General features: G+C 60.9%; 19 protein-coding genes and 1 other RNA gene. 13 read left to right on the top strand and 7 right to left on the bottom strand.

Annotated elements, in window-relative coordinates; genetic code table 11:
• The 10 genes from G7026_RS17850 (at window position 1) to efp (ending at window position 11,852) form a co-directional block, all read left to right on the top strand.
• Complete coding sequence (locus tag G7026_RS17850) at window positions 1–1,299, top strand: NAD(P)/FAD-dependent oxidoreductase (protein WP_181072259.1); 1,299 nt, start codon at window positions 1–3, stop codon at window positions 1,297–1,299.
• Window positions 1,300–1,350: 51 nt separating this feature from the next.
• The gene (locus G7026_RS17845; protein WP_181072258.1) at window positions 1,351–3,291 is read left to right on the top strand and encodes a hypothetical protein; all 1,941 of its coding nucleotides are present in this window, start codon (window positions 1,351–1,353) and stop codon (window positions 3,289–3,291) included.
• 50 nt (window positions 3,292–3,341) lie between these two features.
• A complete protein-coding gene (locus tag G7026_RS17840) occupies window positions 3,342–4,487 on the top strand; it encodes a glycosyltransferase family 4 protein (protein ID WP_181072257.1) in 1,146 nt (381 codons plus the stop codon).
• Window positions 4,484–5,593: a glycosyltransferase family 4 protein gene (locus tag G7026_RS17835; protein WP_181072256.1), complete on the top strand. Its 1,110-nt coding sequence runs from the start codon at window positions 4,484–4,486 to the stop codon at window positions 5,591–5,593. The genes G7026_RS17840 and G7026_RS17835 overlap by 4 nt, the downstream gene beginning before the upstream one ends.
• A 10-nt stretch (window positions 5,594–5,603) precedes the next feature.
• Window positions 5,604–6,560: a UDP-glucose 4-epimerase family protein gene (locus G7026_RS17830; protein ID WP_181072255.1), complete on the top strand. Its 957-nt coding sequence runs from the start codon at window positions 5,604–5,606 to the stop codon at window positions 6,558–6,560.
• Entirely contained in the window at window positions 6,557–7,567 is a 1,011-nt protein-coding gene (locus tag G7026_RS17825; protein WP_181072254.1) for an MraY family glycosyltransferase, read from the top strand. Before G7026_RS17830 ends, G7026_RS17825 begins: the two co-directional genes overlap by 4 nt.
• A gap of 114 nt (window positions 7,568–7,681) precedes the next feature.
• A complete protein-coding gene (locus G7026_RS17820; RefSeq protein ID WP_181072253.1) occupies window positions 7,682–9,694 on the top strand; it encodes a polysaccharide biosynthesis protein in 2,013 nt (670 codons plus the stop codon).
• A 143-nt stretch (window positions 9,695–9,837) separates the two neighbouring features.
• Window positions 9,838–9,934, top strand: an RNA gene (gene ffs / locus G7026_RS17815) — signal recognition particle sRNA small type.
• Window positions 9,935–10,106: 172 nt separating this feature from the next.
• The gene (gene earP, locus G7026_RS17810; RefSeq protein WP_181072252.1) at window positions 10,107–11,243 is read left to right on the top strand and encodes an elongation factor P maturation arginine rhamnosyltransferase EarP; all 1,137 of its coding nucleotides are present in this window, start codon (window positions 10,107–10,109) and stop codon (window positions 11,241–11,243) included.
• Between the two features lie 42 nt (window positions 11,244–11,285).
• The gene (gene efp / locus G7026_RS17805; protein WP_003280508.1) at window positions 11,286–11,852 is read left to right on the top strand and encodes an elongation factor P; all 567 of its coding nucleotides are present in this window, start codon (window positions 11,286–11,288) and stop codon (window positions 11,850–11,852) included.
• Between the two features lie 188 nt (window positions 11,853–12,040).
• Here the strand turns inward: efp and G7026_RS17800 are convergent, their stop codons facing one another.
• The 5 genes from G7026_RS17800 to coxB form a co-directional block, all read right to left on the bottom strand.
• Complete coding sequence (locus G7026_RS17800) at window positions 12,041–13,489, bottom strand: SLC13 family permease (RefSeq protein ID WP_181072251.1); 1,449 nt, start codon at window positions 13,487–13,489, stop codon at window positions 12,041–12,043.
• 164 nt (window positions 13,490–13,653) lie between these two features.
• Complete coding sequence (locus G7026_RS17795; RefSeq protein WP_181072250.1) at window positions 13,654–14,481, bottom strand: cytochrome c oxidase assembly protein; 828 nt, start codon at window positions 14,479–14,481, stop codon at window positions 13,654–13,656.
• Window positions 14,472–14,834 carry a hypothetical protein gene (locus G7026_RS17790; protein WP_181072249.1) on the bottom strand — a complete coding sequence of 121 codons (363 nt, stop codon included), beginning with the start codon at window positions 14,832–14,834 and terminating at the stop codon, window positions 14,472–14,474. The genes G7026_RS17795 and G7026_RS17790 overlap by 10 nt, the downstream gene beginning before the upstream one ends.
• On the bottom strand, window positions 14,834–17,347 hold the full coding sequence (ctaD, locus tag G7026_RS17785; RefSeq protein WP_181072248.1) for a cytochrome c oxidase subunit I: 2,514 nt from the start codon (window positions 17,345–17,347) through the stop codon (window positions 14,834–14,836). The genes G7026_RS17790 and ctaD overlap by 1 nt, the downstream gene beginning before the upstream one ends.
• On the bottom strand, window positions 17,344–18,237 hold the full coding sequence (gene coxB / locus G7026_RS17780; protein WP_181072247.1) for a cytochrome c oxidase subunit II: 894 nt from the start codon (window positions 18,235–18,237) through the stop codon (window positions 17,344–17,346). The genes ctaD and coxB overlap by 4 nt, the downstream gene beginning before the upstream one ends.
• Window positions 18,238–18,384: 147 nt before the next feature.
• On the opposite strand from coxB, the gene G7026_RS17775 reads away from it, so the two are divergent.
• On the top strand, window positions 18,385–18,849 hold the full coding sequence (locus tag G7026_RS17775) for a DUF2231 domain-containing protein (protein WP_181072246.1): 465 nt from the start codon (window positions 18,385–18,387) through the stop codon (window positions 18,847–18,849).
• Window positions 18,850–18,899: 50 nt separating this feature from the next.
• On the opposite strand, the gene G7026_RS17770 is transcribed toward G7026_RS17775, so the two are convergent.
• Together G7026_RS17770 and G7026_RS17765 are read right to left on the bottom strand one after the other, a co-directional pair.
• Entirely contained in the window at window positions 18,900–19,316 is a 417-nt protein-coding gene (locus G7026_RS17770) for a CopD family protein (protein WP_181072245.1), read from the bottom strand.
• A 148-nt stretch (window positions 19,317–19,464) separates the two neighbouring features.
• The gene (locus tag G7026_RS17765; protein WP_181072244.1) at window positions 19,465–20,319 is read right to left on the bottom strand and encodes an ion transporter; all 855 of its coding nucleotides are present in this window, start codon (window positions 20,317–20,319) and stop codon (window positions 19,465–19,467) included.
• A gap of 207 nt (window positions 20,320–20,526) precedes the next feature.
• On the opposite strand from G7026_RS17765, the gene moaA reads away from it, so the two are divergent.
• The gene (gene moaA, locus G7026_RS17760; RefSeq protein WP_181072243.1) at window positions 20,527–21,522 is read left to right on the top strand and encodes a GTP 3',8-cyclase MoaA; all 996 of its coding nucleotides are present in this window, start codon (window positions 20,527–20,529) and stop codon (window positions 21,520–21,522) included.
• 325 nt (window positions 21,523–21,847) lie between these two features.
• On the top strand, window positions 21,848–25,336 hold the full coding sequence (gene smc / locus G7026_RS17755) for a chromosome segregation protein SMC (protein ID WP_181072242.1): 3,489 nt from the start codon (window positions 21,848–21,850) through the stop codon (window positions 25,334–25,336).
• Window positions 25,337–25,505: the final 169 nt, after the last annotated feature.

Here is a 25,505-nt window from a genome sequence, read left to right as displayed (position 1 = left end):
ATGACTTATGACAGCGTAATTGTTGGCGGTGGCTTCACCGGTCTCACTGCAGCATATTTTCTCGCGAAGAAAGGGCAGAAAGTGCGGGTAATTGAGGCCGATAGCTCGGCCGGCGGCCTTGCGGGTACGTTCGAGTTCTCGGACGGAGTCACGCTGGAAAAGTTTTACCATCATTGGTTCAACAATGATGAGTACGTGCCCGCCCTCGTAAAAGAGTTGGGCATGGAGGGCGATGTGATTACGCTGCCGTCTCGCACCGGAATGTATTACAACGGTCGAATGTGGAAGCTTTCCACACCGCTTGACCTACTTCGCTTCAAGGCGCTTTCGCTAGTGGACAGAATCAGGCTGGGCCTGCTGGTATTTCAGGTGCGCCGGGTCAAAGACTGGAAGACCATTGAACATCTGAGCATACGCGAGTGGCTCGAACCCTTGTGCGGGAAGGCAGTTTATCGGACGGTTTGGGAGCCTCTGATTAACTCCAAGTTTTCGGTCTATGCCGAGGACGTCAACGCGGTGTGGTTCTGGAAAAAACTGGTTCTGCGCGGAAGTACCCGCGACAGCAAGGGGGGCGAGCAGCTCGCTTATTTCAAGGGTGGTTTCGGCCGGCTGGCAGCCGCCATGGTCACGAAGATTGGAGAAATGGGCGGCGAGGTTAGCTTCGGAACGAAGGTGCTTGGTCTGCAAACAGAAGGTAACCAAATAACGGCCTTGAGCACCAGCCTGGGAGAGGTGTTGGGCAGGAATTTTCTGTTTACTCCCGCGTTTCCGATCATTGCCGACATATTTGAAGGTCATGCTCCGGAGCAGTGGCTTACCGCGCAGCGTCGCGTTAAGTACCTAGGCAACATGTGCCTTGTGCTACGGCTCAATCGCAGCCTCTCCGAAACCTATTGGCTAAACGTGAACGACCCTGGCTTCCCCTTCGTGGGCGTTATCGAACATACCAATTTCGATTCGCCCGATAATTACGGAGGCGACCATATCGCCTTTCTATCCCGGTATTTAGCTGTTGAAGATCCTGTTTGGAGCTACAGCGATGAAGAGTACGTGGAGTTCGCGCTAGGCCATTTGAAGCGTATGTTTCCTGAGATGGACCGTTCTTGGATCTTGGATCATAAGGTATGGCGTGCGGAGTACGCGCAGCCTGTCACCGAACGTGGATATTCGAAATATGTGCCGGGCCGAGAAACCCCTTATGTGAATGGATTTATATCGACCATGGCACAGATTTATCCGGAGGATCGAGGCACGAACTACGCGATACGTGAAGGGCAGGCGGTCGCCAACTCAATGTGACTGGCCTCGCTTGATTAGCGGGGGAATGCTTAATTATGGGGTGTGAGTAGAATGTTGACGGGTTTAAGCGCGAAGCTGCAGTCTCGGGTAAATATGCTCGCCCCTTTTTTGGTGATCGTATTAATTATTGGTTTGTTATTTTTCACGTTAGCTATTCTTCCGGCGATAAGGGTTGGCGATGGCTCTGAGTATTACGGTCTTTATCTAGCTTTTGAGTCGGCCTTTCATCCATGGATGACGTCGGACGTTTTTTCTTCTTATCAAGCGTTCGCAGATAGTAGAGCCGTGCTTGGTTTGGTTTCAGCTGATCAACTTGCATCTGCATTTCCAACTTTGAGGTTAGGCGATACAGCTGATTTTAATCATTTTTGGTTTTACAGCTTCCTGGCTTTTTTGATTGGATACCCCCTTTCTATAAGCCCCCATAGCGCGTTTTTGGTTTTGCATGGGGCTTTATTTACTGTGCCGGCTTTTATGTCCTTTCTTTATTATCGCTGGTTAGGGTTTGGCGTATTTTTTTTGTTTAGCCTAAGTACGCCGCTTATTTGGTTTTCGAACAAGGCGCATACGGAGTTTTTAACTTACTGCCTGGGTTTGGCTGCGGTATTAGCCGTGTTGCAAGCACGTTATGTGGCTGCGGCTTTTTTTATGGCTGTGGTCTCCACACAAAACCCAAGTTTCGCATTGCTGGCAGGCTTGCTGCTCTGCTTTCGGATATTTCAGTTATCCGAAAAGCAGTATTCTTTTGGGGATGTAGTTGCCATTGTTTGTACTGTGCTGCTTGTGCTTTTGCATCCCGTTTATTATTTTTTACGTTTTGGAGTGGCTACGCCGCAGCTGCTCGCCGGCGGGGCCGATCTTGGCAAAAATATTGGTTACTTCTACATTTGGTTGGTGGACCCGGATATTGGTTTATTGCCAAATTGGCCGCTCGGGGTGCTGTTGCTAATATTTGCATTCGTTGGTTTTAGGCTTTTTCGCCGCGGCCCTGATTTTTTTGAAAATAGGATGGCGTGGTTATTTTTTCTTGTTTCTTATTTCTTGGTTTCGGTTTATTCACATTCCTCAACAGTGAACCTGAACTCAGGGGCAACTATTAATATAGCAAGGTATTCCCTGTGGTATATTCCGTTATTTTTCCCAATTGCTTTGATTGCTGCTAAATGGCTTGTGCTTTCGCGAGCTAGATGGGTTTCAGCTTTTTGTATTATTATTCCTTTTTTAGGTATAGCCTTGCTAACCTTTTTTCCTGCTAAATATGAGTCATATACCACTCCTACGAGGCTATCTTATTTTTTACAGAGCCGTTTCCCCGCGCTTTATGATCCGCCACCGGAAGTTTTTTTGGAGCGTTTTTCTGGCGTAGGCGAAGCTGCAGATAAAAAGCGTGCCCTTGTAGTTGGCCCTGATTGCAAGAAGATTCTATTTATCCCAGGTGATACAGATCTGCTCGTGACCACGCCGAGAGGATGTCTCCTGAGTCAACAGCGTTTGGCCGAGCTTCTGGAGTCTAAGAACTATCAGAGTGAAACTTATTTTCGCTTGACATCGGATGAGATGCGGTCTTCGGCGCTGCGTATCGAGCCGGGCGTGCGGTATGAATTCAAGCGAGGCGGTAGCGGCAACTTCGCGCTAGGTGACGGCTGGGGACGTGGTGAGGACTGGGGGGTGTGGTCTGAAGGTGCCCGAGCGAACCTCCATATACCATGTACTGTTGGGCGCGATTTAAGCGTGGTCATTAATGCGGGTGGCTTCGTATATCCCGGCCGGGACTCGACTGCGTTGGAAATCTCCGCTGCAGGTATAAAATTATGGTCAGGGGGCCTCAGTGACGCTCGGGATATACCACTGACAATTCCGGCCAGTGGCTGTGTGGAGGGCTCACTACATATTTCCTTTGACTTGGCTAATCCCCAGTCGCCCTTGCATGCAGGCTTGTCTAATGATCCAAGAGTCGTTGGCGTCTCGCTCTATTCGTTCCGGTATGAATAAGAACCAGACGGCCATTGTTGGGTGCCTATGACCAACTGGCTGCTACGCCGATGAACCTAATCCTCTCCGTCGACCCAGTCCGTTTTCCGTTAACCGGTATCGGTCGCTATACCTACGAACTCGCCCGCGTCCTCGAAAGTACCGACGGCGTTAAACGCTTGCGCTACTTCTCCGGTGCACGCTTCGTCTCGGGGTTGCCTAGCCCGAGCGATACCTCCGATAGCGGGCATGGCCTGCGACGTATGGTGCAAAAAAGCGCTCTGGCGATTGAGGCTTACCGGGTGTTGATGCCGTTGCTCCGCGCGCGTGCATTACGCGATTGCTCAGACGCGCTGTACCACGGCACCAATTTTTTCATCCCGCCGTTTCCCGGAAAAAGCGTCGCCACCTTTCATGATTTGTCACCGTTCACGTGGGCGCATTGCCATGCACCGCAGCGGATTCGCTACCTGCAAAAGGAGCTCGGCAAGACGCTCGAACGAGCTGATGCGTTGATCACCGATTCCGAGTTCACGCGCCGCGAACTCGCCGCGTATTTTTCATGGCCAATCGAGCATATCCATGCGGTGCCCCTGGCGAGTTCGGAGGAGTTTCGTCCGCGCACGGCGGATGAGCTGCGCGATGTGCTGGCTGGTCATGGGCTTGAGCCGGGAGGCTATAGCCTGTTCGTCGGTACCCTGGAGCCGCGCAAGAACATCGAGACGCTGCTCGATGCATACGGGCGATTGCCTGCACCGTTAAAAAAGCGCTGGCCATTGGTGCTGACTGGTTATCAGGGCTGGCGCAACGATGAAATACGCAAACGCTTGGATCAGGCAGTGGACGAGGGGTGGGCCAGGCATCTGGGGTTCGTCCCAAGCGAGGACTTGCCATTGCTGTTCGCAGGGGCGCGTCTATTCACCTTTCCGTCCCTGTATGAGGGGTTCGGCTTACCGGTTCTGGAGGCGATGAGCTCGGGGGTGCCGGTCGTTTGTTCCAACAGCTCCTCGTTGCCGGAAGTCGCCGGTAACGCGGCGTTGATGTGCGACCCACAGGACACCGTAGCACTGACCGAGCTGATTGCCCGGGGGTTGGAAGATGAATCGTGGCGCGTTTCGGCGATCACCGATGGATTGACTCATGCTGCCTCATTTTCCTGGCAGCGCTGTGCCATGCAGACCATGGATGTCTATAGACGGGTGCTGAGCGTCGGATGATCAAGGTTCTTCATTTCTTCAAAACGTACTGCCCGGAGACCATGGGTGGTATCGAGCAAGTGATCTTTCAGCTCGCCGAGGGCGGTGCCGCCCATGGTATATCTCCGGAGGTGCTGTATCTGAGCCCCAGGGGTAGTGCGCGTTGCGAAACGGTCGGCCACCATGTGGCGCACCGCTCCCGGCTCGACTTGCACCTTGCATCGACCGGCTTGTCCTGGTCGGCCATCGGGGACTTTGCCGAGCTGGCCGAGCAGGCCGATATCGTTCATTACCATTTCCCTTGGCCATTCATGGACGTCGCGCATTTTGCCGCGCGCATCCGGAAGCCGTCGGTCGTGAGTTATCACTCGGATGTGGTCAAGCAGAAGCTCCTGATGAAACTCTATGCCCCCTTGATGCATCGCTTTCTTGGTCGTGTCGACCGCATCGTGGCGGCGTCACCGAACTACGTGCGAACCAGTCCTATTTTGCAGCGCCACAGGGAGCACGTCAGCGTGATTCCCTACGGGCTGGATCGCCGCACCTATCCGGTGCCTCGCCCCGAAAGGCTAGATTACTGGCGTAACCGCTTGGGCGAGCGGTTCTTTCTGTTCGTCGGCGCGCTTCGCTATTACAAGGGGCTCGACTACCTGCTAGAGGCGGTGCGCGGAACCGAGCTGACTGTCGCGGTGGTCGGGACCGGGCTCGAAGAGCCGAGGCTTCACGAGCAGGCCCGGCAGATGGGGCTGGGCAATCTACATTTGTTAGGCAGGTTGCCCGATGAGGACAAGGCTGCACTGCTAACGCTGTGCCAGGCGTTCGTGTTTCCTTCGCATCTGCGTTCGGAGGCCTTCGGTATTTCCTTGCTGGAGGGTGCGATGTATGGCAAGCCCTTAATCTCATGCGAAATCGGCACTGGTACCACCTTCATCAACGTCAACGAGGAGACGGGGCTGGTCGTGCCGCCTCGCGATCCGCTGGCACTTCGTCAGGCGATGCTGAGATTACAGCGTGAGCCGGAACTGGCTGCGCGCATGGGGAAGAAGGCCGCGCAGCGCTTCGAGCAGTTGTTTCGTGCCGAGTCGATGCTGAGCGCTTATGCCGAGCTCTATCGTGAGCTGGTGTGATGGAAATGCCATGCGCGTATTGGTGACCGGGGCATCTGGTTTCGTGGGGGCCGCACTGGTAACCATGCTCAAACGTCAGGGGCATGACCTTGTCGCCGCGACGCGCGGTCCTGTATCGGTCCCTGTGGACGGGGTCGAATATCATGCCGTCGGAGATATCGGCAACGCGCCGGACTGGCAAGCCGTATTGCCGAATATTGACGTGGTGGTGCATGCGGCGGCTCGTGTGCATGTGATGGATGAGCGTAGCCAGGACCCTTTGCAGGCCTTTCGCCGCGTGAATGTCGTTGCGACGCTCGACCTTGCGCGTCGGGCGGCTGAGTCGGGTGCGCGCCGCTTTATTTTCATCAGCTCGGTCAAGGTCAACGGCGAGTTCACCCTGCCGGATCGCCCCTTTCGGCCAGACGACGAGCCCGCGCCGCTCGACCCCTACGGCATTTCCAAGCTCGAGGCGGAGCAGGGCCTGCTGGCGCTTTCGCGCCAGTGCGCAATGGATGTGGTGATCATTCGTCCCGTACTGGTCTACGGCCCAGGCGTAAAGGCGAATTTCCGAAGCATGATGAACTGGCTTTGCCGGGGTATTCCGTTGCCCCTGGGGGCGGTAGCGAATCGCCGTAGCCTCGTGGCGCTCGATAATCTGACCGATCTGGTGGCGACATGCCTGGCCCATCCGGCTGCGGCCGATCAAATCTTTCTGGTGAGCGATGGCGAGGACGTATCGACTCCTGAGCTGCTGCAGAGAATGGCCGGCGTGCTAGGGCGTCGCGCGCGGCTGGTGGCGATTCCAGTTGGCTGGATGACTGCATTTGCCCGTGTGTTGGGCAGGGGAGCCATAGTCCAGCGCCTGTGCGGCTCTCTGCAAGTGGATATCACCAAAAATGAAACTCTGCTGGGGTGGAGGCCGCCGGTCTTAATGAATCAGGCGCTCGCCAGGACCGCGGCGGACTACCTGGAGCATCGATCTTGAGTCTGTGGTGGCTACCGTTGCTGTGTTTGCTCGCCTCTTGGGTGCTGACCGGTCTGGTGCGCCGCTACGCGCTGGCTCGAAGTCTGTTCGACATACCTAATGCCCGCAGTTCTCACACCCTTCCGACGCCGCGTGGCGGCGGTGTTGCCATCGTCGTGACCTTCCTCGTGACGTTGCCGCTTCTGGCAGCCGAAGGCCTCGCCAGCTGGCCGTTGGTCTGGGCGTTATCGGGAGCCGGCGGCGCGGTGGCCTTGTTGGGATTTCTGGACGATCACGCCCATGTTTCCCCGCGTTGGCGTCTGGCGGGGCATTTTCTCTGTGCGACGTGGGCATTGTTCTGGCTGGGTGGTGTACCTGCCTTGAATTTGTTTGGCATCGACGTCCAGTTGGGCTGGTTCGGTCAAGCGCTGGCGGTCATAGCTCTGGTCTGGCTGCTCAATCTCTACAATTTCATGGATGGCATAGACGGCATCGCCAGCATCGAGGCGATCACCGTGTGCCTGGGCGGTGCGTTGCTCTATCACTGCGTAGGGCAACCTGACCTGATCATATTGCCGGCGCTCCTGGCTGCTTCGGTATCTGGATTTCTGCTGTGGAATTTCCCGCCGGCAAAGATCTTCATGGGTGATGCAGGAAGCGGATTTCTGGGGATAGTGCTCGGCGTCTTTTCGCTACAAGCGGCCTGGGTATCACCGCCGTTGCTGTGGGGGTGGATCATACTGCTTGGGGTATTCGTGACCGATGCGACTTTCACCCTGGCTGGCAGGCTGCTGCGCGGCGACCGGGTCTTTGAGGCGCATCGCAGCCATGCTTATCAGCACGCCTCGCGCCGTTATGGAAGCCATCGCCAGGTGAGTCTCGCAGTCGGGCTGATCAACCTGTTCTGGTTACTCCCCATCGCCATGGTCGTAGCCCTGGGATATCTAGATGCGGTCCTCGGTCTTGCTGTGGCTTACATTCCGCTTCTGCTACTCGCCAAAGGATTCAGGGCTGGGGCGGTGGAGTAACAATCGGGTGGGCTGGTATGGAGATATTTTCCAACGTTGCGCTGCGGACATTGTTATTCGGCAAAGGTCTGATGGCGCATCAGTCGTAACAATTCATTGGAACAAGGGTGACCGGTGTTAAGAGTCGCTGAAAATCTGCGTTGCCGACTGGTTAGCCTTCCCCGTCGGTCCAAGCGCGCCATTCAGGTGGTCGTAGATGTGCTGCTAGTGTGGGTAGCACTCTGGCTGGCGTTTGCGGTCCGTCTGGGAGAGGTCAAGGATATAGAGCCGTTAGGGGGGCATCTCTGGCTGTTCCTGCTGGCGCCGATGATTTCCGTTCCTCTGTTCATTCGGCTCGGCATGTATCGGGCGGTGATGCGTTACCTAGGCAACGATGCCTTGATTGCCATCGCCAAGGCTGTGACCCTCTCGGCGCTGACGCTGTCGCTGGCGGTGTACTGGTACCAGGACGCGCCGAAGCTGATCCCCCGTTCGATGGTATTCAATTACTGGTGGTTGAGCCTGGTGCTGATTGGCGGCTTGCGCTTGGTGCTGCGCCAGTACTTCATGGGGGACTGGTTCTCCTCCAACCACACGCTCAATTTTCAAGGACGGGATGCAGGGCTCACCAAGGTCGCGGTATACGGGGCGGGTGTCGCCGGTAACCAATTGGTCGCCGCGCTGCGACTTGGTCGTGCGATGCGGCCCGTGGCGTTTATCGATGATGATCCGAATATCGACAATCGGGTCATTGCCGGTTTGCGTGTATACAGCGCCGCTCATATCAGCCAGATGATCGACGATACTGGCGCCGAGGAGATTCTTCTGGCGGTTCCTTCTACTTCGCGCGGCCGTAGGCGGGAAATACTCGAAGCGCTGGAGCAATACCCTCTACATGTGCGCAGTGTGCCGGCGTTCCATGATCTGGCCAGTGGCACCGTACGGGTTGAAGATATCCAAGAGGTGGACATCGCCGACCTGCTTGGACGAGACGCGGTCCCGCCAGACCGGGCCCTGTTCGAAAAATGCATACAGGGCCGTGTGGTCATGGTGACGGGCGCGGGAGGTTCTATCGGCTCGGAGCTTTGTCGCCAGATACTTGCCACCCAGCCCAGCACCTTGCTGCTTTACGAACACAGCGAATTCAACCTCTACCGCATTCACACGGAGCTGGAGGAAGTCGTGGAGCGGGTGTCGCAGCCCATTCGGCTGGTGCCGATTTTGGGGTCCATACGCAACCCCCAGCGTCTGGAAGACGTGTTGCGCACCTGGGAGGTGGAAACCATCTACCACGCCGCCGCTTACAAGCATGTGCCGATGGTTGAGCACAATGTCGCAGAGGGGGTGCTCAACAACGTGTTCGGTACGCTCCATACCGTGCAGGCGGCCATCCGCTCAGGCGTCAGCCATTTCGTACTGGTATCGACTGATAAGGCGGTGCGGCCGACCAATGTCATGGGAAGCACCAAGCGGGTCGCTGAAATGGTGCTGCAAGCCCTGGCGCGCGAGACCGCTCCGGTGCTCTTTGACTCAGACCCGGTGCATCACGTGAACAAGACGCGGTTTTCCATGGTGCGCTTCGGTAATGTGTTGGGGTCCTCCGGTTCAGTCATTCCTCGCTTCCACGAGCAGATTCGAGCCGGTGGCCCGGTGACCGTGACGCATCCCAACATTACCCGCTATTTCATGACTATTCCGGAAGCGGCACAGCTGGTCATTCAGGCAGGCTCGATGGGCGAGGGCGGAGATGTCTTCGTGCTGGACATGGGGCAACCGGTCCGTATTGCCAAGTTGGCCCAGAAGCTCATCCACCTGTCGGGACTCAGCGTGCGTTCCGAGAAGAATCCGCAGGGCGATATCCCAATTGTCTATACGGGGTTACGGCCAGGAGAAAAGCTCTACGAAGAGCTGCTGATTGGCGAGAACGTCAGTCCGACCGAGCATCCGATGATCATGCGGGCGGCAGAGGAATGCATGAGTTGGGACGACCTGAAACAGTTTTTGGGCAGGCTGCACAAAGCGGTGATGGACGACGACTATCCCGCTGTCCGCCTGCTGCTGCGCGAGGCGGTGAGTGGCTACATGCCCGAAGGGGAGATCGTCGATCTCATCTACCAGAAGCGTCGCGCCGGTCCCAGCGACCTGTGAAGGTCTATTGGGCTTCGGCCAGCGGACATTGCGCGGCTGTGGCATTTTGTCGGTGCAATTGATGGGCGGCGCAGGTTGTAACTTGCTCGCAAGCCGGTACAATGGCGCGGCTCGCCGCCAGGCGGGTTTCGTTATGGTGGCCCTGCCGGTCCCCCCGCAACGATCAGCCGTGAACCCGGTCAGGTCCGGAAGGAAGCAGCCGCAGCGGTGACATTGTGTGCCGGGGTGTGGCTGGTAGGGTCGCCTCCATAACGTCAGGCCTGTCGATGACAGGCTCCAGTCAATGGCTGATCAGCCACTTCGCTCTCTCGATTCTCCTTATTATCAAAAATTGCCTGCGCTCGATGCGCGGCGCTGCCGTGCCTGCCTCGGATAGAGCGACAATCAACGTTTTCGCCTAATGGAGCTTCTCGTGGCTGCAAGACCTCTATGGGACATCTTCTGCGCCGTGGTGGACAACTATGGCGACATCGGCGTGACTTGGCGCCTGGCGCGGCAGCTTGTTGCCGAGCACGGTCAGGCGGTGAGGCTGTGGGTCGATGACCTGGAAACCTTCGTCGCGCTGTGCCCGGGAGCGCGGGCGGATGTACAGAGCCAAGTCCACGCGGGCGTCGAAGTTCGGCACTGGCCGCGCGAGTGGCTCGGTGCCGAGCCGGGCGATGTGGTCATCGAGGCGTTTGCCTGCAACCTGCCGCAGGCCTACATCCAGGCGATGTCTGATAGCGGACGACGGATCCTCTGGCTCAACCTCGAATACCTCAGTGCAGAGGGCTGGATCAAGGGCTGCCATACGTTGCCATCGCTGCAGCCGAACGGGCTGCAGAAGTACTTTTTCTTTCCGGGCTTCGAGTCGGAAACCGGCGGCTTGATACGTGAAACTGGTCTGCTCGACGAGCGCCGGGCGTTTCAGCGGGCCGCTTCGCGCGAAGCCTTTCTCGGTCAGATGGGTGTCACCGTGCCGGACGGGGCGCAGGTCGTTTCGCTGTTCGCCTACGAAAACGCTGCGGTGGCAGGCTGGCTCGACGCGCTGGCCGAGGGGTCGGAGCCGACATTGCTTCTGGTGCCGGTTGGTCGCGTGCTGGCCGATGTGGAGCGCTGGCTCAACGAAGGCCAACTGATGGCTGGCACGCAACGGCAGCGCGGAGCGTTGCAGATCGCGGTGCTCCCGTTCATGACCCAGGATGAGTATGACCGTCTGCTCTGGTGCTGCGATTTCAATGCGGTACGCGGCGAGGAGTCCTTCATTCGCGCACAATGGGCGGGTCGGCCACTGGTCTGGCATATCTATCCGCAGGAAGAGGGCGCCCATTGGGACAAGCTGCGGGCGTTCTTCGAGCTGTATGCCGATGGCCTCTCCACTGCAGCTCGCGATGCGCTCTGGGCGTTCTGGCAGGCCTGGAACGCAGGGCAGGGCGCGGGACAGGCTTGGCGCCAGATGCGCGAGCACCACGCCGAGCTGGTGAACCATGCCGAGCGATGGACGCAGATTCAGACCAGCAACGGTGATCTGGCCGCAAAGCTGGTGTTTTTTTACACAGATTGGCTATGATACGCGGCCTGTTTTTTGTCTCTAATCCCATCGGATATTCGTATGAAAACCGCACAAGAGTTTCGTGCCGGCCAGGTGGCCATCATCAATGGCGCGCCCTGGGTTATCCAGAAAGCCGAATTCAACAAGTCCGGCCGCAACAGTGCCGTGGTCAAGATGAAGCTGAAGAACCTGCTCAACGGTTCTGCCACCGAGACCGTGTACAAGGCCGACGACAAGCTCGAGCCGGTTATCCTCGAGCGCAAGGAAGTGACCTATTCCTACTTCGCCGACCCGCTCTACGTGTTCATGGACGATGAGTTCAACCAATACGAGATCGAGAAAGATGATCTCGAAGGCGTCATGACCTTCATCGAAGACGGCATGACCGACGTCTGCGAAGCGGTGTTCTACAACGACAAGGTGATCTCCGTCGAACTGCCGACCACCATCGTTCGTGAAATCGTCTACACCGAGCCGTCCGTTCGTGGCGACACTTCCGGCAAGGTCATGAAGACCGCCCGCCTGAAGAACGGTGCCGAGCTGCAGGTTTCCGCCTTCTGCGAAATCGGCGACTCGATCGAAATCGACACCCGTACCGGTGAGTACAAGTCGCGCGTTAAGGCCTGAGGCCCTCGCGACTCGAGAAGCCCGGCCAAGCGCCGGGCTTTTTTGTGGGCGTTATTGCCGCGTTTAGCTGCTGCAGGGACCGCGGTCGTGGCTGTCCGTAGTGAGCCTGGCGGTGAGCGGTAGCCGCTCCCACAAGGATGGGATGTGCCGTACCCGTGGGAGTGGATCACATCCGAGGCGAGGCCGCGTCACGCGCCCCAGATCACCCCGATCAGCAGGTAGCACAGGCAGGTGACCAGCACCACGCCAAACAGGTTGATGGCAAAGCCGGCCTTGATCATCGACTGGATCTTCATCTGCCCGGTGCCGAAGACGATGGCGTTCGGCGGTGTTGCCACCGGCATCATGAAGGCGCAGCTCGCCGCGATGGCGGCTGGAATCGCGAGCATTTCCGGTGGCAGGCCCTGGGCCACGGCCAGTGCGCCGAGCAGAGGCAGGAACGCTGCGGCGGTGGCGGTGTTCGAAGTGATCTCGGTAAGGAAGGTGATCACCAGGGTGACCAGGCCGATCATCAGGATCAGCGGAAGGGCATCGATGCCCTGCAGGCTCTGCGCGATCCACTGGGCCAGCCCCGAGGCGCCGATCACACCGGCCAGCGACAAGCCACCGCCAAAGAGCAGCAGCACGCCCCACGGCACCTTGTTCGCGGTATCCCAATCCATCAGGAATACCCGCTCGCGGCGGTTGACCGGGATCAGGAACAGCGACAGCGCGGCCGCCATGGCAATGCTGGTGTCGTCGATGCCACTGATGTAGCCGGCCAGCATCGGCTGGAAGATCCAGGAGAGGGCCGCCAGCACGAATACCACGGCGACCAGCTTTTCCGCACGGGACATGGGGCCGAGCTCGGCCATTTCCTTTTCCAGCAGGCCGCGGCTGTCGCCACCGTGGAGCTTGAAACCGCCACGCGTCAGCCACCACCAGATGAAGGTCAGCATGGCGACCGTTACCGGCACGCCGAGCAGCATCCACTGGCCGAAGCCGATATGCACGTCATGGTTCTCGCGCAGGAACGCGGCCAGCAACGCATTGGGCGGCGTGCCGATCAGCGTGGCGACCCCGCCGACGCTGGCGGCGTAGGCGATACCCAGCAGCAGCGCGACCGTGAAGCGCTCGCTCTCCTTCGGTTCGCTGTTGGATACCAACAGGCCGATCACCGACAGGCCGATCGGCAGCATCATGATGCTGGTGGCGGTGTTGCTCACCCACATGCTGATGAATGCGGTGGCGATCATGAACCCGGCGATCTGCTTGCTCGGCTGGCTGCCGACGGCGAGCAGGGTCGCCAGTGCGATGCGTTTATGCAGGTTCCAGCGCTGCATGGCCAGGCCCAGCAGGAAACCGCCGAGAAAAAGGAAAATGGTGGGGTTGGCGTAGGGCGCGGTCGCCTTGGCCATGGTGTCGATCCCCAGCAGCGGGATCAGCAGGATCGGCAGCAGCGAAGTCGCGGGGATCGGTAGCGCTTCGGTGGCCCACCAGATCGCCATCAGCGCAGCCAGGCCGACCGTAAGCCAGGCCGTGTCCGACAGGCCGGCCGGTGGCTCGGTCAGAATACACAGCAGCAGGCACAGGGGCCCCAGGAACAGGCCGATCCAGGCGGCGATATCCGCCGTTCGGCTTGGAGTGGATTCCGTCATGGGTGTTGCTTCCTCTTACAGGGGCCTGCAGGTGCCGCAGGCCGGTTAACGCGTACGCTTGGCTTGAACCGCTACCTTCCGGGGTGCCCGGTGTGCTGGCAGGGGCGCATTAGACCGCAACCGGACAGTCTTGCGGCCAGCCATGCGTAACAAGGTCTGACCGCTTAGAAGTGGTGGTCGGTAGCGGGCCGCTCCTGCTGACGACGCCACATCCGCGTGAGCCAGCGCCAGGCGATCCAGGCGCCGGCCCCCAGATACACCAGCCCACCGGGCACCCACATGATCAGGCCGGCCAGTTGCTGATCCTGCACGTCACGGTGCGCACCATAGAAAGACGAGGTACCGAAGGTCAGCAGGGCGCCCAGCAGGCCGGTGTGCATCAGCGTCAGCAGCAAGGCCATCAGCGCCTGGGGTACCTGCTTGGGATTGGCCCGCAGCACTGACCACCAGAACAGCCAGCCGCTGAACAGAAAGCAGGCATGCTCGAAGGCATGCCACCAAAGGTTGTCCAGTGCCAACAGGTAGAGCTTGGGGGCGTGCCAGATCCAGATGATCGCGCCGTGCAGCATTGCCAGCGCGGTGGGGTAGCGCCCGGCGCGCAGTATCGCCGTCCACAACGGCTGACCCAGGCGACCGGTGACGCCACGCCACTGGGGCAATGGTCTGGCCAGCGCCCACATGGGGGCGATGACCACGATGAACAGCATGTGCTGAGTCATGTGCAGGCTGGTGCTGGTCTCGGCCCAGTCGTCTATCGGGCCGAACACCGCATAGGCACAGATCAGCATCGCACCGTGGAACCACGCCGCTTCGCTGCGTCGTGGCGGCACGCGACGGGAACCGAGCAGATACAGCAGCCAGGCGCCGGCCAGCAGCAGTGCGGTGAGCAGCAGGGGCAGGCGCTCGCTGAAATGCGCATCGAACAGGCCGTGGGCGGCGGCGGGGCGGGCCAGGACGAGCAGGGCCAGGGCCGAAACCGATTTCATATGCATGGCGGCAATTGCACCAGAGGGATGCCGACGTAGAGGGTCGCCAGTGCGGCGATCAGGTGGAGCCCAGAGGTGATTTTGGTGACGAAGATCTGCCGCTCGTTGAGCTCGTCGGTCATGCGCGACAGCTTCCAGAAGCGCCGCGCCTGCACCAGCAGGATCGCCAGGGTGACCAGCGTGAGCAGGCCCAGCACCGCATTGAGCCAGTTCCAGGGGCCCAGCGTCGGGTCGGGTGGGTTGATTTCGCAGGCTATGGCATGGCCGCCATACATGGCGACGAACCAGCAGCTCCAGAGCACGAAGCCCAGGGGAATCTGGATCGGGTGGTAAGGCGATGTACGGGCGTATTTCGACATCAGGCGCCTCCCCAGGTGCCGGGGAACAGGACCAGCGCGAGGAAGCTGATCCACAGCACGGCCAGGTTGTAGTACCAAAGCTGCAGAACCACCACCGGTTCGTAGGGCGCCTTCTCCCCCACGTAGCCGTAGCCGACGCGCCAGGCCTGAAGCGCGGTGAGCACGGCAGCCAGGGCGCAATGCATGATGCTGTAGAAAAGCATCACGAAGACCACCGCATCGTGCGCGGTTTCGGTGACATGCAGCCCTGCGTTGACCAGTACCCAGATCAGTACGCCAGTCTGGACGAAGGCAAGCCCGCCCGACAGCGCCAGATTACCGAGCAGGTTGTGAATGTCGCCCTGCCGCATCCGGTGCACGATCCGCTGCATCCAGAGTGAGCCCACAGTCAACATGGCGGCGCTGGCGCCCATCAGCCAGCCGTCGAGCGTGGTATCCGGCACCTGCCATTCCGGCGAGACGGTCCAGAGATAGAACCAGCCGAATATCAGCGAGAGGTAAAGCGCGCCATCAGCCAGCAGCGTCACGCCCATGCCCCACAGCCCCGGCCCGTCGAAGGTCCGCGAATGGAGCGGGGGCTCTCCCGGCTGGGTGCGGGCGTCCGGCGCGGCGAGCGGATGCGCGCCGTTCTCCCACGACCAGCGCAGCAGCGTCACGATGGCTGCGGCGCAGGCTACGAGTGCGAGCATATAGACCTTGGTCAGCAAGCTCAGGCAGAGCACCGCGAGAAACACCGATGCGATGAAAGGCAGCCAGCTGTTCCCCGGTAGGTGAATGATTTCCCTGACCTTGCCACTCAGCGGGTCCGAACCCCAGGTCTCCCGACGGCCATGGTCGATCACCGTGAGGGCGTGCTCGCCCCGCGCGATGCTGTCGGGCAGGTCCGGGTCCTTCCACAGCGGATGACGATCCGTGATGTCCGGCAGGCTGACGAAGTTGTAGGCGCTGGGCGGCAGGCTGGTGCCCCATTCCAGCGTGTCCGCGTTCCACGGGTTTTTCGGCGCAGGTTGGCCGAAGCGGAAATGCAGGACGATATCCAGCAGGATGGTGGCGATGCCGATAGCCATGATGAAGCTGCCTATCGACGACACCAGGTTCGGCATGTCCCAGCCCAGGCCCGTGTCGTAGGTGTAGACACGGCGCGGCATGCCGAGCAGCCCGGTCCAGTGCATCACCAGGAAGGTCACGTTGAAGCCAATGAACACCAGCCAGAAGCCCCAGCGTCCGAGTCTTGCCGAAGGCATTCGGCCGGAAAAATGCGGTAGCCAGTAATACAGTCCGGCCATCAGCGGGAAGAACATGCCGCCGACCAGCACGTAGTGCATGTGGGCGACGACAAAATGGGTGTCATGCACCTGCCAGTCGAACGGCACCAGCGCCAGCATCACCCCGGTCAGCCCACCGCAGACGAAGACGATCAGAAAGCCTACCAGCCACAGCATCGGCACCTTGTAGACCGGGCGGCCGAGCCATAGGGTGGCGATCCAGGCGAAGATCTGCACCCCGGTGGGTATCGCCACGAGCATGCTGGCCGCCGAAAAGAACCCCAGCGCCAACTGCGGAATGCCGACGGTGAACATGTGGTGGACCCAGAGCCCGAAGCTGAGAAAGCCGGTGGTCACGACGCCCATCACTACCCAGCGATAACCCACCAGCGGGCGCTGGCAGAACACCGGCAGCAAGGTCGAGACGATGCCGGCACCCGGCAGGAAGATGATGTACACCTCGGGGTGACCGAACAGCCAGAAAAGATGCTGCCATAGGATCGGATCGCCACCGCGGGCGACATCGAAGAAGGGCATGCCGGCGGCGCGCTCGAGTTCGAGCAGAATGCTTCCCAGGATCAGCGGTGGGAAGCCAACGACGATCATCAGGGCCATCACCAGGATGTACCAGGCATACAGCGGCATCTTGTGCAGCGCCATGCCGTTGGTGCGGGTACGCAGGATCGAAACCACCAGCTCGACCCCGGCCGAGACGGCGGAAATCTCCACGAAGGTGATGCCGAGCAACCAGAAATCGGAATTCACCCCAGGCGTGTGGGCAGAGCTGGACAGCGGTGTGTACATGAACCAGCCGGCCTTCGGCGCCAGGTCCAGGAAAACACTGGAGAGCAGGATCAGGCCACCGAACAGGTAGCAGAAGTAGCCAAGGGCCGAGAGCCGCGGGAAGACCAGGTCGCGTGCGCCGATCATCTTCGGGATCAGATAGACCGCAAGCCCTTCCATCATGGGCACGGCGAACAGGAACATCATCACCGTGCCGTGCATGGTGAAGATCTGGTTGTAGACGTCCGGCTCCATGAGTTCATAGCCGGGCAGCGCCAACTGGGTGCGGATCAGCATGGCCATCAGCCCGCCGACCAGAAAGAAGAACGCCCCGGTCACCAGAAAGCGCAGGCCGATGGAGGTGTGGTTGACGATGGTCAGTGCGCGCCAGCCGCGCGGATTGCCCCAGACGTCGTTGAACTGATCGTGGAGCTGGTCTGGATCGGTTGCCGGAGCGTTATTCATGGTGCGAGCGTCTCCAGCCAGTCGGCGATGCCATCCAGGGTCTCGCCGGGAATATCGTCATGCAGAGGCATTGCGTTACCCGATTTCAGGGATTTGTGGTCCTGCAGCCAGCGGCGAAGACCCTCATGGTCGTTTGCGATCACGCCGGCGCCCAGGTATGGGCGCGAGGCGAGGTCGGTCAGGTCTGGCGCGCGGTTTCCATCGCTGACGCCCGCGACGCTGTGGCATAGGGCGCAGCGCGCTTCGAATACCGTGCCTGCTTCACCGGTGGGGGCGGCTGGGCTGAAATTCCGGCGCGCCGCGAGCCAGCGTTCGAAGTCGGCTTCCTCCAGCGCTTCGACGTGCAACACCATGTTGGCGTGCTGGGTGCCGCAGAACTCGGAGCATTGACCGCGAAACACGCCAGGCTGGTCCGCCTGATAGCGCATGACGTGGGTGCGCCCTGGCACCATGTCGATCTTCCCGCCCAGGCGCGGCACCCAGAACGAATGGATGACGTCGGCGCTGGTGACGTGCACGTCAATCAGCCGCCCGGCGGGAATGATCAGCTGGTTGGCGGTGACGATGCCGCCGTCGTCGGGATAGCGCACCTCCCACCACCACTGGTGGCCAGTCACCTCCACACGCAGGGGCTGCTCGCCCTCGACCGGCAGGGGCAACATGCTGCGTCCGGTGGGAATGCCGAACAGCAAAAGCAGGACGATGCTGACGGTAGGCAGCACGATGCCTCCACCGATCACCCAGCGTCGGTTGATGCGGATCGCATCCTCGTCGCTGACTTGGCGCGGCGTGCGCCACATGGCATAGATCCAGATAGCGCTGACCACCACCAGCACCAGCGTGAAGAAGCCGAACATCGCCCACCAGACGTTGGCGACCCCCTGGGCCATCGGTCCGGCGGGGGAGATGGCCGACTGAGGACCTTCGCACGCAGTGAGTAAAGGAACTGCCAGCGCCAGCGCGGTCCATTTGAAGAGACCGCCGCTTCGCCGTTGCGACGTGGCGGCCGGCTTTGATCGGTTGCCTGGGAGGGCCCAATGGGCATTGAGCGCGAAAATATCGAAAGCAACGCGGCGATCGGCGGACACCCGCTGCACCCGATGATGATTCACTTCCCGGTCGCTGCGCTGATCGGGTTGTTGCCGGCTGACCTGGCGCACCTGTGGACGCTCGACGAATTCTGGTGGCGAATGGGGCTCTGGCTTGCCGGCGTAGGCGCCATCGGCGGCTGGATTGCCAGCGTGGCCGGTCTGATCGATCTGCTCACCGTGCGGCAGATCCGCCAGAAGGTCACCGCCTGGTGCCATGCCATCCTCGCGGTGATGATGCTGTCGATGGCATCGCTCAACTGGCTGTTGCGCTTCTACACCAGCCCGAACGACGAAAACGCCTTGTGGGGGCTTTACATGTCGGCCGTCACCGCCGTGCTGATCTCCCTGGCGGCGTATCTCGGCGGGCGCCTGGTCTACGATCATGCGGTGGCCGTCGATGTTCAGCCCTGAGGGCTTGGCGCAAGAGTGAAGGGTCATGGGGCTCGGTCGAATCCTTTTGCTCAGAAGGGTTTGGCCAGCACCAGCCACAGCGTGGCCGAGATCAGCAGGGGGATCAGCGCGCCGACCGCGAGGCATGAAACGGTCAGGCCGCCGCGCTCGGGTTGGCTCTCCATGCGCACCAGCAACGCACCGCAGAAGGCGTGACACATCGCCATGCCCGCCACCGCGGTGAGCTTCATCACCAACCAGCCTTCGATGATGCCGTCGCGCAGAAACAGTGCGGTGCCCGATCCGATGGCAATAAGCGCGGCCGGTGTTGCGATGAGGGTGAACACCATGCGCGTGAGCTGAGCATGGTTGCGTTCGAAGATGTCGTCGCTGCGCTTGGCCCCGCCGGCGATCAGCGCGGGCAGATAGAGCAGAGCGCCGCACCAGCAGAGCAGGGCTGCGAAGTGCAGCAGTTTGAGCAAGGGCATCTCGGTCTCCATCCGGCCCGCGGTCTACGCCCGCTTGAGTGGGTGCAGCCTCGATCACTGGATGTGACAGTCGCCTGCCTTGACGGTTCGGCGCGGCTGGCCGAGGGATCGTGATGTCGTTTCGACGGCCGGTTAGCGGGATGTCAGGTCAGTCACTGGCTTCGCGCTGGGCCTGCTCTTGCTCGTTGCGTCGTTCGAACAGCTGGCTGCCGCAGCGGCTGCAGAACGCCGCGTTCGGTTCATGGCTGAGCTTGGCGCAACCCGGGCACTTGTGCTGGAGACTGTCGGCACGCATGGCATTGGCCAGCTCGGCGGTGAAAATGCCGGTCGGCACCGCGATGATCGAATAACCGGTGATCATCACTGCGGTCGCAACGCTCTTGCCCAGGGCCGTGTGCGGAACGATGTCGCCAAAGCCTACCGTCGTCAGGGTGACGACGGCCCAGTAGATGCTCATCGGAATGCTGGTGAAGCCGTTCGCCGGCCCTTCGATGACGTACATCAGCGTGCCGTAGATCAGCACCAGCGTCGTCAGGCTGAGCAGGAATACGATGATTTTCTGCTTGCTGCCGCGCAGTGCGACCAGCAGGTAGTTGGCCTGGCTCAGGTAGGGAGTCAATTTCAGCACGCGGAAGATGCGCAGCATGCGGATGCTGCGCACCACCAGCAGATACTGGGCGTCGGGCAGCAACAGTGCGAGGAAGGCGGGCAGGATCGACAGCAGGTCGATCAGCCCGTAGAAACTGAAGATGTAGCGGCTCGGCTGTGGGTGGCAGTAGATCCTCAGCGCATATTCGATGGCGAAGATGGCAGTGAAGCCCCATTCAAGCCCGGTGAGCAGCATGCCATGACGCTCGCGGTAACCGGTGATGCTGTCGAACATCACCACCACCAGGCTGGCCATGATGACGATGAGCAGCCAGGTATCGAAGCGTTTGCCGGCTGGCGTATTGGTAAAGAAAATGATGGTGTAGAGGCGTTCGCGCCAGCTCTGGGATTGCATGTTCAGGTCCGTTGATCCGCCTGGTTAAACTGCAGGAGACTATCACGGGCTTTGGTTCGCATCGCAGCGCCAGGTTCCCCGGAGAGCCGTTTCGCGGCCTTCATTCATCCGTCGGCTTTGCCTCGCGCGAACCGGCGGCGTAGTCTTGCGCAATTGCTTGTCTACTGCTGTACCTCGCCAAGAATGTCTCTGCGACTGGAGAGCCTGATGTCCGATTCGCAGCTGGTCGATCCCTTCGGCCGGCGCATTACCTATCTGCGGTTGTCGGTGACCGATCGCTGCGATTTCCGCTGCACCTACTGCATGAGCGAGGACATGGTGTTTGCGCCGCGCGCGCAGATTCTGACCCTTGAGGAACTCTATGCGGTGGCCGATGCGTTCATTGGCCTGGGCGTCAAACGCATTCGCGTCACCGGTGGCGAACCGCTGGTGCGCAAAGGGTTGACCGGACTGCTGGCTAGGCTCGGCGCACGACCCGAACTCGAAGATCTCGCGATTACCACCAATGGTTCGCAGCTCGGCGTGCTGGCGCCGCAACTGCGCGAGGCGGGTGTCACCCGGCTGAACGTCAGCCTCGATTCGCTCAAGCGCGAACGCTTTGCCGAGCTGACCAGGCGTGACAAACTCGATCAGGTGCTCGCGGGCATCGCCGCGGCACAGGCCGCCGGCTTCGAACGAATCAAGCTCAACAGCGTGGTACAGAAGGGTCGCAACGACGATGAGGTCCTCGATCTGGTTGACTTCGCCGTCGACCACGGGCTCGACATCAGCTTCATCGAGGAAATGCCCCTTGGTGCGGTCTCCAGCCACCAGCGCGAGGTGACCTTCTGCTCGAGCGACGAAGTGCGCGAGCGTATCGAGGCACGTCATACGCTGGTGCGCAGCAGCCACGCCACCGGCGGGCCGTCGCGCTATTGGCAGGTAGCCGGTACCAACACCCACGTCGGTTTCATTTCGCCGCACAGCAACAACTTCTGCGGCAGCTGCAACCGGGTTCGGGTCACCGCCGAGGGCAAGCTCGTGCTGTGCCTGGGCGACGAGGGCGCGCTGGACCTCAAGGGTCTGATGCGCCGTTATCCCGGTGACGCGGATCGTCTGCGCGAGGCGCTGGTGTCGGCCTTGCAGCTCAAGCCCGAGCGTCACCACTTCCGCACCGACGAGCAGGTCCAGGTTATCCGCTTCATGAGCATGACTGGGGGCTAGCGTCAGTCTTGTTGCGGGGCGGGCTTTAGCCCTCCAATAGCGCTGACCAAACGGTGGGTGAAGCTTCGCGGTCAAGACCGTTCCCACGTCACTACGGGAGTCCGTTCGCGTCTATGACCAGTCGATCAGCGGCGCTCGGCGTTGGAGCTGCTATCGATCGCCTTCGCTTCGGGCCAGTGCGCAGCGGTTCCGCTAAACAGGGCGGGGCGCGTGCTAGACTCCGCGCCCGCGCGCCGCCGAACTCCACGATGCCCCCGGATACCCATGACGCTCACGGCAACCCTCGTCCTCAAGACCGAACGCTGACTGCCACGGAACGGCCACCATGCGACTGAAAAGCATCAAGCTCGCGGGATTCAAATCCTTCGTCGATCCCACCACGGTCAGCTTCCCGAGCAACATGGCCGCGGTCGTGGGGCCCAATGGTTGTGGCAAGTCCAACATCATCGACGCGGTGCGCTGGGTGATGGGGGAAAGCTCGGCGAAGAACCTGCGCGGCGAGTCGATGACCGACGTCATCTTCAACGGCTCCAACACCCGCAAGCCGGTGACCCAGGCCAGCATCGAGCTGATCTTCGACAACTCCGACGGCACCCTCACTGGCGAGTACGCCGCCTTCGCGGAGATTTCGATTCGTCGGCGCGTGACCCGGGACGCGCAGAACACCTACTTTCTCAACGGCGTGAAATGCCGGCGGCGCGACATCACCGACATCTTCCTTGGCACCGGTCTTGGCCCGCGCAGCTACTCGATCATCGAACAAGGCATGATCTCCAAGCTGATCGAGGCCAAGCCGGAGGATCTGCGCAACTTCATCGAGGAGGCCGCGGGCATTTCCAAGTACAAGGAGCGCCGCCGGGAGACTGAAAGCCGTATCCGCCGCACCCACGAGAACCTGGCGCGCCTGACCGACCTGCGCGAAGAGCTGGAGCGCCAGCTCGAGCGACTGCACCGCCAGGCCCAGGCGGCGGAGAAATACCAGGAATACAAGGCCGAGGAGCGTCAGCTCAAGGCGCAGCTGTCGGCGTTGCGCTGGCAGGCGCTGAACGAACAGGTCGGCCAGCGCGAGTCGGTTATCGGCAACCAGGAAGTGAGCTTCGAGGCGCTGGTAGCCGAGCAGCGCAGCGCCGATGCGAGCATCGAACGGCTGCGCGACGGCCACCATGAACTGTCCGAGCGTTTCAACCAGGTCCAGGGTCGTTTCTATTCGGTTGGTGGCGACATCGCCCGGGTCGAGCAGAGCATCCAGCACGGGCAGCAGCGCCTGCGTCAGTTGCAGGACGATCTGCGCGAGGCCGAGCAGGCGCGTCTGGAAACCGAGTCGCACCTCGGGCACGACCGCACCCTGCTGGCGACCCTGGGCGAAGAGCTGGCCATGCTCGAACCTGAGCAGGAACTGGCAGCGGCGGCGTCAGAGGAATCGACCGTCGGGCTAGAGGAAGCCGAAGCTGCGATGCAGTCCTGGCAGGAACGCTGGGACGCGTTCAACCTGCAAAGCGGCGAGCCGCGGCGGGCGGCCGAGGTTCAGCAGTCGCGCATCGCCCAGCTCGAGCAGAGCCTGGAGCGTCTGGCCGAGCGGGGCAGGCGGCTGGAGGAGGAGCGCATGCTGCTCGCGGCAGACCCGGAAGACGCCGCGATCGCCGAACTTGGCGAGCAACTGGCCGTTGGCGAACAGCAGCTCGAAGATCTGCACCTGGCCGAGCAGGCCGAAATCGAAACCCTCGAGCAATTGCGTGGCGAGTTGCAGCAGGCTACCCGCGCACAGCAGCAGGCCCAGGGCGATCTGCAGCGCCTGAGCGGCCGCATTGCGTCGCTGGAGGCGTTGCAGCAGGCTGCGCTCAACCCCGGTAAGGGCGCCGTGCAGTGGTTGCGCGAGCAGGCCCTGGAAAGCCAGCCGCGATTGGCCGAGGGTCTGCGTGTCGAGCCCGGCTGGGAATTGGCCGTGGAAACGGTGCTCGGGGCGGACCTGCAGGCGGTGCTGCTCGATGACTTCGGCAGTCTGGACCTGGCCGGTTTCGATCAAGGTGAGCTGCGCCTGGCACAAGCCGGCGCCCAGGCGACACGGGTGCCGGGCAGCCTGCTGGACAAGATTGACGCGGCGGTCGACCTCGCGCCCTGGCTGGGTCAGGTCAAACCGGTCGAAACGCTCGATGAAGCGCTTGCGGGTCGCTCCGCATTGACTGACGGACAGAGTCTGATCAGCCGCGACGGTTATTGGGTCGGCCGCCACTTCCTTCGCGTGCGCCGCGCCGCGGAGGCTGAATCCGGCGTGCTGGCCCGCGGTCAGGAGCTAGAGCGTCTCCAGGCCGAACGTGAGGAAGGCGAGGCGGCGCTGGCTGCGCTCGAAGAACAGCTGGGAGCGCTGCGTGATAGCCAACGCGGGCATGAGCAGCAGCGCGAAGACCTCCGCCGGCGCGTACAGGAGCTGGCGCGGCAACAGGCTGAGCTGAACGCGCAACGTTCGGCGCAACAAGCCAAGGTCGAGCAGCTCGCGCTGCGTCGGCATCGTTTGGACGAAGAAGTCGCAGAGCTGGCCGAGCAGCGTGCGCTGGAGACCGAGGCGCTTGGTGAGGCGAGGCTGCAGCTTCAGGACGCTCTGGATGCTATGGCGCTCGACACCGAGCAGCGCGAGGAGCTGCTCGCCAGCCGCGACCTGATACGCGAGCGCCTGGATCGGATTCGCCAGGAGGCGCGCCAGCACAAGGACCATGCTCACCAGCTGGCGGTGCGGGTGGGCTCGCTCAAGGCCCAGTATGATTCGACTCGCCAGGCGCTCGAGCGTCTCGAACAGCAGTTCGAGCGTGCCGTGGAGCGTCGCGAGCAGCTCAGCCTCAACCTGGAAGAGGGCGAGGCGCCGCTCGAAGAGTTGCGCATGAAACTGGAGGAACTCCTGGAGCGGCGCATGGGTGTGGAGGAAGAACTCAAGCATGCACGCCTGGCGCTCGAGGACGCCGACCGCGAGCTGCGCGACGCTGAAAAGCGCCGCACCCAGGCCGAACAGCAATCACAACTATTGCGCGGCCAGCTCGAACAACAGCGCCTGGAATGGCAGGCCCTGACCGTACGACGCAAGGCTTTGCAGGATCAATTGCACGAGGACGGCTACGACCTGCACGGGGTACTGGCGACCCTGCCCGCCGAAGCCGGCGAGCCGGAGTGGGAGGCGGAACTCGAACGCCTGGCGGCACGGATCCAACGGCTGGGTCCGATCAACCTGGCGGCCATCGACGAATACCAGCAGCAGTCCGAACGCAAGCGTTACCTCGATGCGCAGAACGACGACCTGGTCGAAGCACTCGAAACACTCGAAAACGTGATCCGCAAGATCGATCGGGAAACCCGTAATCGCTTCAAGGAAACCTTCGACCAGATCAATGGCGGCCTGCAGGCCCTGTTCCCGAAAGTATTCGGCGGCGGCAACGCCTATCTGGAACTTACCGGGGAAGATCTACTCGATACCGGGGTGGCGATCATGGCGCGCCCGCCAGGCAAGAAGAACAGCACGATTCATCTGCTTTCGGGCGGTGAAAAAGCGCTGACCGCACTCGCTCTGGTGTTCGCCATCTTTCAACTCAACCCCGCACCGTTCTGCATGCTCGACGAAGTCGACGCGCCGCTGGACGACGCGAACGTTGGCCGCTATGCCCGATTGGTCAAGGAAATGTCGGAGAAGGTGCAGTTCATCTATATCACTCATAACAAGATCGCCATGGAAATGGCCGACCAGCTGATGGGCGTCACCATGCACGAGCCCGGTTGCTCGCGCCTCGTCGCCGTCGACGTCGAGCAGGCCGTGGCGATGGTGGAGGCCTGATAACCCTGTTGGCGTGACCAAGCCGCCGTACCTGGCGCATTGGCCGTCCGGCTTGACATACGGAGACCTATAAAACGACGCAGCCCGGCGGTGCACAGCCACCGTTCGTCGTGCTAGTTTAGGGCACCATTTTTATGACGTGAGAAGCAGCCTGATTAGTGAAGCTTCC

The organism is Stutzerimonas azotifigens (assembly GCF_013522725.1).
Lineage (GTDB): Bacteria > Pseudomonadota > Gammaproteobacteria > Pseudomonadales > Pseudomonadaceae > Stutzerimonas > Stutzerimonas azotifigens_A.
Note: the sequence above shows the minus strand (reverse complement) of the source record. Positions and strands in the feature narration are given on the sequence as shown.

Coding starts and splice junctions, on each gene's coding strand:
- G7026_RS17770 (WP_181072245.1), bottom strand. CDS start 19,316: ATGCCCTTGCTCAAACTGCTGCACTTCGCAGCCCTGCTCTGCTGGTGC.
- G7026_RS17835 (WP_181072256.1), top strand. CDS start 4,484: ATGATCAAGGTTCTTCATTTCTTCAAAACGTACTGCCCGGAGACCATG.
- G7026_RS17845 (WP_181072258.1), top strand. CDS start 1,351: ATGTTGACGGGTTTAAGCGCGAAGCTGCAGTCTCGGGTAAATATGCTC.
- G7026_RS17795 (WP_181072250.1), bottom strand. CDS start 14,481: ATGCATATGAAATCGGTTTCGGCCCTGGCCCTGCTCGTCCTGGCCCGC.
- G7026_RS17840 (WP_181072257.1), top strand. CDS start 3,342: ATGAACCTAATCCTCTCCGTCGACCCAGTCCGTTTTCCGTTAACCGGT.
- moaA (WP_181072243.1), top strand. CDS start 20,527: ATGTCCGATTCGCAGCTGGTCGATCCCTTCGGCCGGCGCATTACCTAT.
- efp (WP_003280508.1), top strand. CDS start 11,286: ATGAAAACCGCACAAGAGTTTCGTGCCGGCCAGGTGGCCATCATCAAT.
- coxB (WP_181072247.1), bottom strand. CDS start 18,237: ATGGCCCAGGGGGTCGCCAACGTCTGGTGGGCGATGTTCGGCTTCTTC.
- G7026_RS17830 (WP_181072255.1), top strand. CDS start 5,604: ATGCGCGTATTGGTGACCGGGGCATCTGGTTTCGTGGGGGCCGCACTG.
- G7026_RS17790 (WP_181072249.1), bottom strand. CDS start 14,834: ATGTCGAAATACGCCCGTACATCGCCTTACCACCCGATCCAGATTCCC.
- G7026_RS17850 (WP_181072259.1), top strand. CDS start 1: ATGACTTATGACAGCGTAATTGTTGGCGGTGGCTTCACCGGTCTCACT.
- smc (WP_181072242.1), top strand. CDS start 21,848: ATGCGACTGAAAAGCATCAAGCTCGCGGGATTCAAATCCTTCGTCGAT.
- G7026_RS17775 (WP_181072246.1), top strand. CDS start 18,385: ATGGGCATTGAGCGCGAAAATATCGAAAGCAACGCGGCGATCGGCGGA.
- ctaD (WP_181072248.1), bottom strand. CDS start 17,347: ATGAATAACGCTCCGGCAACCGATCCAGACCAGCTCCACGATCAGTTC.
- G7026_RS17800 (WP_181072251.1), bottom strand. CDS start 13,489: ATGACGGAATCCACTCCAAGCCGAACGGCGGATATCGCCGCCTGGATC.
- G7026_RS17765 (WP_181072244.1), bottom strand. CDS start 20,319: ATGCAATCCCAGAGCTGGCGCGAACGCCTCTACACCATCATTTTCTTT.